This window comes from Rhizobacter sp. P1_G5, from assembly GCF_056405435.1.
Window position 1 is genome coordinate 1 of record NZ_JBFUCB010000714.1, and the last position, 2,876, is coordinate 2,876.

The window sequence follows — 2,876 nt, forward strand, 5'->3', positions numbered from 1 at the left end:
TTTCGGCGGCGTCGGCCGCGCAGCCGGTGCAAGCGCCACCGGCAGCGCCGGCTGCAGCTCGCGCACATACGCCACCTGCAGGCGCGCCGGCATCGGCGCCACCGAGAACCCGCCCATGCGCTCGGCCAGGCTGCGCGTCACGCAGCCGTGCGCCACCAGCACGCCGAGCACCAGCGCCACCAGCGCGACGCGCCGCCACGGCCTCGCGCGCAGGGCGGCGGTCAGCCGCGCATCCATGCCTGCCGCAGGGACTGCGCGGCGACGGCGGCCTTGTTGTTCTCGGCGGYGGCGCCCGCCGGCGACAACGCCACGGCACCGCTGTCGGGCAGCGCGGCGGCCACCAGCGGCAGGTGCAGCAGGCGCTGGTCGCGCGACACCAGCAGCGTGGCCCGGCCGTCGTTCGGCAGCAGGCGCAGCAGGTCGTCGAGCCGGCGCAGCCGCCAGTCGTCGACCCCGAGCAGTTCGTCGCCGGCCGACAGCCCGGCCGCTTCGGCAGCCCCGCCGCGCAGCACGTGGCTCACCTTGATGCCGGTCAGCGCACTCTCCGCCACCCGCAGGCCCAGCCGCTGGGCCATCGTCGGCGCCTGCTGCGACCAGTTCACGCCGGCGCGCTGCAGCAGCTCCTTCAGCGGCAGCTCGCCGGTGCCATGCACCCAGGCCTGCAGTTCCGCAGCCATCGAACGGCCGCCCACCTCGTGCAGCACCGCGGCGATGTCGTCCTGCGAGATCGGCCCGCCGTCGCTGCGCGCCCACAGGCCGCGCATCACGTCGTCCAGCGAGCCCTGGCCGCGCGTGCGCAGCGTCAGGTCGAGCGCAAGCGCCACCAGCGAGCCCTTGGTGTAGTAGCTGATCGTCGCGTTCGGCGTGTTCTCGTCGCCGCGGTAGTACTTGACCCAGGCATCGAAGCTCGATTGCGCGACGCTCTGCACCTGCCGGCCCGGCGCGGCCAGCACGCCTGTCACCGTCTTGGCGAGCAGCTTCAGGTAGCGCGATTCGTCGACCAGGCCRGCGCGCAGCRGCAGCAGGTCGTCGTAGTACGAGGTGAAGCCTTCGAAGAACCACAGCAGTTCGGTGTAGTTCTCCTGCGTGTAGTCGTAGCGCGCGAACTCGGCCGGGCGCAGGCGCTTGACGTTCCAGGTGTGGAAATACTCGTGGCTGATCAGCCCGAGCAGCGTCACGTAACCATCGCTCAGCTCGGCTTTCGGGTCCGCCGGCGGCCTGGCGCCCGGCCGCGCGCGCTGCGGCAGGTCGCGCCGGGCGGCGATCAGCGCAGTGCTGGCCCGGTGCTCCAGCCCGCCGTAGCCGTCGTCCACCGCGTTCAGCATGAACACGTAGCGCTTGAAGTGCGGCTTCTTGCGGCCATGCCAGAACGCGATCTCGGCCTCGCAGATGCGGCGCGCATCGGCCAGCAGGCGCTCGCCATCGAAATCGGGCAGCGCGCCGGCCACCATGAACTCGTGCGGCACGCCGGCCGCCTTGAATTCGCCGCGCCAGAAGTCGCCCAGCTCGACCGGGTGGTCGACCAGCTCGTCGTAGTCGGCCGCCTGGTACAGGCCCTGGCCACGCGCATYGGTCTTGAGCGCCGGCAGTGCGGTGCCCACGCGCCAGCCCTTCGGCAGCCCGCGCATCTCGACCGCCTGCGACTCGGCCTCGCGCCCCTCGACGCGCAGGAAGACGCTGGTGCCGTTGTAGAAGCCGCGCTGCGCATCGAGGAAGGCGGTGCGCACCGAGGTGTCGAACGCGTAGACGAGGTAGCTGACCGTCAGCGCGCCGCGGCCGTCGCAGGCGGCCAGCCAGGTGGCCTTGTCGAGCTGCTGCAGCGCGATCTCGCGCGAACCCTGGCGCGCCTGCAGCTGCGACAGGTGGCGCGCGAACTCGCGCACCAGGTAGCTGCCGGGAATCCACGCCGGCAGGCTCAGGCGCTGCTGCGATGCCGGCTGCGGCACGGTGAGCGTCACGCGGAACTGGTGCGCGTGCACATCGGCGATCTCGATGCGGTGGGAAATCATGGGATCAGGGGGCCGCTCGGGTGGCGGCCGCGCACTCATGCAGGGGTTTCTGCGGGCGCCATTGTCGCCTCAGTCACCGCAGGGCCGCCGCCTTGCGCGGCCGTGTCACTTGGCGGCGGTGGCGGCAGCGCTGCTCGCGAGCAGCTGCTTCTCGATCTGCTCGAGCGGCATCGCACCGGGGAAGCGCGTGCCGTCGGCGAACACCAGCGCCGGCGTGCCGTTGATGCGGTATTTCTTGCCCATCGCGACGTTGCGATCGAGCGGCGTCTCGCAGCTGCCCATCGAACGGGGCGGCGGCTCGCTGCGCAGCATCCAGCCCAGCCACACCTTGCTCGGCTCCTTCGCGCACCAGATGTCGCGCGACTTCTGCGGCGAATCGCCGCCCAGGATCGGGTACAGGAAGGTGTAGACGGTCACGTCCTTGATCTTCTGCAGGTCGGCCTCGAAGCGGCGGCAGTAGCCGCAGTTCGGGTCGGCGAAGACGGCGATGCGGCGTGCGCCGGTGCCGTTCTTCCAGACGATCGCGTCCTTCAGCGGCAGCTTGGCGAAATCGATCGCGGTCAGCTTGTTGATGCGCGCCTCGGTGAGGTTGGTGCGCGCCTTGGTGTCGATCAGCGACCCCTCGACCAGGTAGTTGCCCTGCTCGTCGGTGTAGAGGATCTCGGTGCCCATGCGCACTTCGTACAGGCCCGGGATCGGCGTCTTGGTGATCTCGTCGATCGGCGGCATGGCCAGGCGCTCGGCCAGGTTCTTGCGGATCTGCGCCTCGTCGGCATGGGCCGCCGGTGCCAGCAGCAGCGCGGCGATGAGGGGGGCCGCGAGGCAGGATCGGATCAACGGAAAGTTCAGCATGGCAATGCCTTCAGG

The 2,876-nt window shown here is 70.9% G+C and carries 3 protein-coding genes; all 3 read right to left on the bottom strand.

The window, feature by feature from the left end; all coding sequences use genetic code 11:
• On the bottom strand, window positions 1–237 hold a 237-nt coding region (locus tag AC1D12_RS29880; protein ID WP_477844852.1), incomplete at its 3' end, for a hypothetical protein.
• Window positions 222–2,009 carry a M61 family metallopeptidase gene (locus AC1D12_RS29885; protein WP_477844854.1) on the bottom strand — a complete coding sequence of 596 codons (1,788 nt, stop codon included), beginning with the start codon at window positions 2,007–2,009 and terminating at the stop codon, window positions 222–224. The genes AC1D12_RS29880 and AC1D12_RS29885, both read right to left, overlap by 16 nt.
• 105 nt (window positions 2,010–2,114) lie before the next feature.
• Window positions 2,115–2,861: a DsbC family protein gene (locus tag AC1D12_RS29890; RefSeq protein ID WP_477844855.1), complete on the bottom strand. Its 747-nt coding sequence runs from the start codon at window positions 2,859–2,861 to the stop codon at window positions 2,115–2,117.
• Window positions 2,862–2,876: the final 15 nt, after the last annotated feature.